4 protein-coding genes are annotated in these 6,906 nt (G+C 57.4%); all 4 read left to right on the top strand.

Annotation, left to right across the window (positions count from 1 at the left end; genetic code table 11):
- On the top strand, nt 1–2,584 hold a 2,584-nt coding region (locus tag ACQZ45_RS16050), incomplete at its 5' end, for an AAA family ATPase (RefSeq protein ID WP_448742368.1).
- A 286-nt stretch (nt 2,585–2,870) separates the two neighbouring features.
- Nucleotides 2,871–3,209, top strand: a complete 339-nt coding sequence (locus tag ACQZ45_RS16045) for an MgtC/SapB family protein (protein WP_448742367.1) — start codon at nt 2,871–2,873, stop codon at nt 3,207–3,209.
- Nucleotides 3,210–3,677: 468 nt separating this feature from the next.
- On the top strand, nt 3,678–4,775 hold the full coding sequence (locus ACQZ45_RS16040; protein ID WP_233284975.1) for a hypothetical protein: 1,098 nt from the start codon (nt 3,678–3,680) through the stop codon (nt 4,773–4,775).
- A gap of 142 nt (nt 4,776–4,917) precedes the next feature.
- The gene (locus ACQZ45_RS16035; protein WP_046205630.1) at nt 4,918–6,903 is read left to right on the top strand and encodes a DKNYY domain-containing protein; all 1,986 of its coding nucleotides are present in this window, start codon (nt 4,918–4,920) and stop codon (nt 6,901–6,903) included.
- The last annotated feature ends 3 nt before the right edge of the window (nt 6,904–6,906 follow it).

The following is a 6,906-nucleotide window of genomic DNA, read 5'->3' as shown; positions in this document are numbered from 1 at the left end:
CATCGCCGCTGTGGTCGGGTTTGCCGGCGCTGGCAAATCCACCATGCTGGCAGCGGCTCGCGAGGCGTGGGAGGCTCAAGGCTATCAGGTCCATGGTGCTGCTTTGGCCGGAAAGGCTGCCGAGGGTCTTGAGGAAAGTTCCGGCATAGAGAGCCGCACGCTGGCGTCATGGACTTACAGCTGGGACCATGGCCGGGAACTGATCGGTCGCAGTGACGTGTTTGTCATTGACGAGGCCGGCATGGTCGGGAGCCGTCAGCTTGCCCGGTTCATCGGAGAAGCGGAAGAGCGCGGCGCAAAGATCGTTCTTGTCGGCGACCATGAGCAGCTGCAGGCAATCGGCGCCGGTGCACCCTTCAGGGCGATTGCCGAGCAGATTGGCCATGTCGAACTTTCAAATATTCGCCGCCAGCGCCATGATTGGCAGAGACAGGCATCGGTTGCCTTTGCGACCCACAAGACGGCCAAGGGGCTGGCCGCCTACCGCGATCACGGCGACATCCACTTTGCAGAAAGCCGCGAGGAGGCGATGGCGCAGATCGTGCGTGATTATCTTGCCGATAGCGAAGAGCATCCGCACGGCACCCGGGTTGCCATGGCGCATCGCCGCGCCGATGTGCGCGCCCTCAATGCCGCCATTCGTTCTGAACTTCAAAACAGACAAAGGCTGGAGCGCAGTCCCGGGCTGAACGACGGCGCGAACCGTGGAGACCGTGGGAATGGTGAGGACCGTGTAGGTGGTGAGGACGGTGGAGAACTCTCGTTCCAGACCAATGGTGGCAAACGCGCCTTCGCCGCCGGCGACCGGATCATCTTCCTCGAAAACAACCGCGACCTCGGCGTCAAAAACGGCATGCTTGGCACCGTCGAGCATGTGGAGCCAAACAAGATCATCGCCCGGCTCGATGGCCGAGGTGGCGACAGTGTCAGCATTCCGACAGACAGCTATCAGGCGATCGACCACGGTTACGCGACGACGATCCATAAAAACCAGGGGGCGACAGTCGATCGCGCTTTTGTACTGGCGTCCAGCACCATGGACCGGCATCTGACCTATGTTGCCATGACAAGGCATCGCGACAGCGTGCAGCTCTACGCAAACAGCCAGGAGTTCGCCAAGGCGGGCCGGCTGGTTGATCACGACGTTGCGCCCTATGAACACAATCCGCAGTCACGTGAGAGCTATTTTGTGACGCTGGAGAATGACAAGGGCGATCAGCGCACGGTGTGGGGCGTCGATCTCAAGCGGGCCATGCGTGAGGCCTCACCAAAGATCGGGGACAGGATTTCCCTGCAGCATGAAGGCGCCACGCCTGTTACGCTTCCGGATGGCACAAAGGCCGAGCGCAATGCGTGGCGTGTCCTCAAGGGTGACGCGTTGGCGTACGAGCAGCTGACAAGCCGCCTGTCGCGTACCGGCGCGAAGGAAACCACGCTGGATTACATCAGCGACTTTGCCGAGCGGCGCGGGATCGCCAGCGACCAATGGATCGCAAGCGGCCAAGGGATCGCAAGCGGCCAAGGGATCGGGCAAGAGTTTGGGGTGAGAAGCGAGATTGAACTTGCTTCCGCCAAAGATGAGCGTCAAGAGGTCTTGTCCCGTTCGGCCCATCTGCAACGGGAGCAGCAGGACCGGCCATCAGAACGTCAGCAGGTTTACGAGGAACCTGGCGGCGATCTGGCCGGTCCTGCTTACCGCGAAGATCAGCACAGGGCTGAGGACAACAAAGGCTATCGCCGCATCCGGTGGTCCGAGGTCATGTCGCAAGACGGCGCCGTCCCTGCCCCCGCAGAAACTGTAGTCCAACAATCGCTGATGGAAACCGGCAAGCCAGCTCCGCTGGTGCCGGCGATCACGCGTCACGACCACAGCATCGAAGAGGTGGCCCGCGAAAGGGCGATGTCCGTCATCGAGCAGAGATTCGATACGGTGGAATCTCTCGCGCGGCGCGTGTTCCGCGACCCGGTCGAGGTCGCCGCGAGATTGCGTACCGCGATGACCGAGAAGGAAGGCAACGGAAAAATCATGGCAAAGGCCATGGCCGAGCAACCCGAGCGCTTCGGGGAGCTGCGCGGAAAGTCAGGTCTGTTCGGAAACAACAGGGAGCGGAAGGAGGCGCTGCAATATGCCAGGTCTCTCTCTGCCCACATTGGCTACGTCTCCGAGGCATGGGAGCGGCGGCTTGGCGAAGAACGCGCGAGCGAACAATGGCAGCGTGAGCAGCGTGACGTCATCGAGGTCCCTGCCCTCACGCCGCGCAGCACCGAGATCCTTGCCCAGGTGGAAAAGATGCCGTTGGAGAAACGGAGCCAGTTTATCGCGGAACTGCGATCGTCATCTGAGGGCCGAGCCGCGCTTGATGAAGCCAAGCGGGTGGCCGAAGCGCTCACGCGGCGGTTTGGTAGTTCTGATCCTCGCAGGTTCCACGAAGAACTCGAGGCACGTCCGGAGCTCGCAAAACAGGCCGAGCATATCAACACAATCGCCCGCATGGTGCATCGTACACGCCATGCTGAGCTAAGCCATGACGACGCGCTGAGACGGCAGCTTAACCGGTCTCAAGGGCTTGGACTGAGCCGATAGTAGGCGCCGACGACAACATTGGCGTCTTTTAATCGGTCACCCTGGAAGGTGCGCCACGCCTCCAAATTTTATGGGTGTCCCGATGCACTTATCCCCGTTCAGCGCTCGAGACGGCTTCCCTCAGCAGTTTATCAGGACTGAATCAAACAAGCCGAGCTGTCCGGCGAAACGGGGTACACTCCAGCCTGCCTACAGAGGGCCCCCACGAAATTGGGCCACACGAAGCCCAAGTAGCCCAGCGGCCTGCGCCCTGCCCGCCATCCTCGAAGTTAACGAGGATATCCGCATGGGCGGCCAGGTGGTGACGGGGATAGGCTTCCTTGGCGCAGGACTGATTATGCGCGACGGCCTCAACATTCGCGGGTTGAGCACGTCGGCGACAATATGGGCTACGGGAGCGATCGGCGTGCTCGCGGGTTGTGGAGAAATTTTCGAGGCAGCTGAGGCAACGCTTCTGATCTTGCTGATCAACATAACCTCCCCCAGAGTTGTTCGGCTCATCGAGCGCTTTGTTCTACAACACCCAGTCGAGTCACAACGTCGTAGGGTTGAGGTCCGCACGACCACGGAAAGCGAAACCGAGGTCCGGTCGAGTTTGATGAGCCAACGTGTGACGATCAACTAGCAGTCACATCACTCGCACGCCGCGTCAATTCACTGGATAGGAACATCACCATTGATGTCACTATTTCAGGTGATGACGTTAACGACGAAGTCATGAGCGTTCTTGTGCAATCTCTTAGCTTGTCGCCAAACATTCTTTACTGCACCTTCACGTAGCTTTGAGACGCCACGGCCGGTTCAACGACAACGCCATAGCCGCCATGTTCGCGCACACGAACATCACATTCCCTTGACATCTGTTCTCGGAGATTTTTGAGAGCTGTCACGATTTCGGCCGTCTGGCGCTTTTTCCAATGACGTTACCATGAGAGTCTTCACCAGTCTAAACTCAGAGGTTGTGTCGCTGTACTTTTCATTGCACGGTTAGGCACAATTATAATTTTTGATGTTGACCGGGGAGCGGATGGTACACGGAGAGAAATGCCGGTCTTTTGCATGTGTGCTTGTCGCAACTTCGGTCGCCGTTACGATGTTCGCCGGAACCGGTTTTGCACAGGATAACGATAGTGCCGTTCAAAATGCCGTACCGGTGATGAGAAAATTCGATTTCTCAGCGCCAGCCCTCAATCTTGAAGGGACGCTTTCCCCAAATGCTACGGTCGAAACCGTACCAATGAGTCCGACGGAGCCTGGCACAATCGGTAATGTGAAAGTCATCGGAAAAATAACTTCAGATTCGTCCAGTCCGAAAATCGAGACGACCTTTATCGGGTACAATCTGCAGGCGCCATCGGCAGCGTTCCGGATCTGCACTTACCAGGCAGACACTGCTGGATACACAACGCGCGTCTCAAAAGTTGCATCGGACCTGACAGAAGCTATGCTTCTGGGCACCAAGGATCAGAGCGGCGAACCACATAGCGCCCTTATCAGCTATTGCTTCTCTCGCGGGAAGCAGGCGCTGGGCATAAATTTCGTTGCAGATGTCAGCAACGCGGCGGATGCTGACGCGGCTTATGATCTGGTAGTTCGGGCTGACAAGTATGCCGTTGCGTTCATTGACAGCCTCTCATGGGAAAATGGAGAAGAATCAAGCTTTGGGGAGGAGCTGCAATCGGTTCCTGTTCGGATAGCCAACGAGCGGATCGCACTCCGCATCCCGGACCAGTGGGAAATACCGATCAACGATTTTCATGGCGCTTTGCCGGCCGAGTTGCACATGATCAGGCGCAAGGGCGGAAGAGATGTTGGCCTGATATGGCTGCTCGTTCAGGACATGAAGGAAAAACCGGACCTGGAAATGGCCGGAGCCACGATCGTGAGGGATTACTTTGTCAGGCAGACACCTGATGCCCGGCCACCCGCACTGATATCGAGTGAGGAAGACAGTCTGCTTGCAAAACAGGGAATCCCCGCACGCACCTTCCGGTTTTCAGTGACAGACAAAAAAGGTCAGGACAGCGGCGATATAGATGCGACCGTCATATGGCGGAATGGGCGCCTGCATGTACTCACTCTTTGGTCAGCGTGGCCCTCCGCCGCCGATAACAGCAACTTCTTTTCCCGTCTTCCAGCTCTTACTGTCTACGATATCGTGCGACAAGCCATGGTAACAACGCAGCAATAAGGTCCGGCGCAGATAAAGAACCAAAGCGCACAAAATGTAGAAAAAACATCAAAATAGGGTATTTTCTTAAAGTAAAAAAAGCCTGTTTCCTTCTGGTATTTTGAGCCGCAAAAAATGGCGCAAGATAGACAGGTAAACTGGCTTGGAACCACGGCTGGCATTGACACCACAGATCGGAGCGGACTTGGGCGGAACTAAGCTGACTGAACTTTTCCCACTACCCTATGCCCATTGGTATGCGGCCACTCTTTTTGCCGAGGCCGGATATGCTGCGTCACAGATATTCGAGCGTCTCAACATAGATCCCGCGCGCTGGCAACGGTTCCAAGAGCGCTACAGCCAACTTCATTACGCCAATACAAATTGGGTTGCGGCCGCGTTCAGGCGGGACGGACTTCCCGAACCCGAGCAGGATCGGGCGCTTTTCCAGCGTCTGACGGGGAATGACGGCATCGGCCTATCGGTAACAGAACCCTTCAGCATGCGCACAGAGCTTGCGGCTTTGCGGCGGGCAGTCGAAGCTAATCCTCGTATCGGCCCCTTCGCCAATGTCGACTGGGTCGCGCATTACATCGGAGAAAGACGATTCCCGACCATCCGCTATATCCACAATGGCCATCAGGTCTACGTGGACGGCGCACCAATCCGCGACCGCAAGGGCGTCCCGTTGTCCGGGGTAGACCCCTTCACCTTTCGACAGCTTGGTGACCGCTGGTTTTGCGACGATAGACATGTCTACGGCCAGGGCGAGACACCAACGAAGCTTTTCTGGTTCTCAGCGCGCGGCGCCGATCCAGACAGCTTCACCGTTCTGAATCAACGTTATGGTGTCGACAAGGCCGCCGGTTATTACATTACCAACTTGCGCCTTCCCACCGAGGAGCCGGGTACATTCGGGATCGTCAGCTATTATTACGGCAGCGGCCAGAAACCGGGCATCCGTATCGAAGAGAGTCACTACGCAAAGGACAGTCGCAAAGTCTATGCTTACGGGGTCGCGATTGAAGGCGCGGATGCGGCCAGTTTCCATTCCATCGGCGACGAAGGCAGATATTTCGCTGACAGGAAGCATGTCTATTGGGAGAAGAGCCTGATTCCCGACGCGGACCGAGAGAGTTTTGTCTGCGCATCAGAAGCAGGTCAGTATCGCGCTTATGACAGCGAGCGGCCGTACTATGCAGGGCAACCTCAATCAGTCTCGGCAGAATTTGAGTCTTGGAGCGGCTATTTCGAGAACCATCCCGAGATTGCCGACAGCTGGTGGCACCGGGAGAAGGCACGCCGTGCGGTAAGCGCGTCTGTGGGGAATGAGCCAGTACCGATCGGCGGTCTCTATTACAGCGATGGACGCCGGATTCTGGTTAGGCCACAGCGTCCGCAGGAAGCCGAATGGGTCTCACTCGATCATTTCGACCACGACAGCTTCCGACACATCGTTGATGTGTTCGGGCAGGATCGGCACGGCCTGCGCTACTTCTTGCCCGGCCTCGAACATTACGGGATGGAGCCCATTGAGAAAGCCGATCCCGCTAGCTTCGAAAAGCTCGACGGCCCATGGTTCAAAGACAAGCAGCAGGCCTATTACATCGACAGTACAGCACCTTTACCAGAGCTTGCTGTCGTCAAAATCGACATGGCGAGCTTCGAGGTTTTGGGCGGCGCCTATGCTCGTGACGCAAAAGGGCTGATCGTTGAAGGTGTGCGCAAGCGCGGCATCGACAATCCCGCAGCGGTGGAATCGCTCGGCTTTTCCTTTGCACGGATGGGCGATACCCTGCTTTATCGCGGGAAGCCCATCAGCCGGCCCGGCAAGGTCAATCCCGCCACAGCGCGTGGTGTCAACGATCAGCTTCTGATTGATGCGAACGGCGAGATGCTGTTCGGAGGCAGTTATCGCAAAAAGATTCCTGGAATCGATCCAGCCATTTTGCATTTCCTCAACCGTGTATTCGCAGTTGACGCACGGCATGTTTACGCGATGACCGATACAGGACTGCTGCTCATTGAGGATATTGAACCGGGCGAAGTCGAGCTAGCCGGCCTCTACGCGGTCCGGGTGGGCGACACACAGCTCCACGTTTCCGGTGGCATCGTAAGGCGGTTACGACCCGAAGATACAAGTGGATGAGTA

The sequence above is a fragment of the Agrobacterium sp. 16-2014-1-2a genome (assembly GCF_053522705.1).
Note: the sequence above shows the minus strand (reverse complement) of the source record. Positions and strands in the feature narration are given on the sequence as shown.

Coding starts and splice junctions, on each gene's coding strand:
- ACQZ45_RS16045 (WP_448742367.1), top strand. CDS start 2,871: ATGGGCGGCCAGGTGGTGACGGGGATAGGCTTCCTTGGCGCAGGACTG.
- ACQZ45_RS16040 (WP_233284975.1), top strand. CDS start 3,678: ATGTTCGCCGGAACCGGTTTTGCACAGGATAACGATAGTGCCGTTCAA.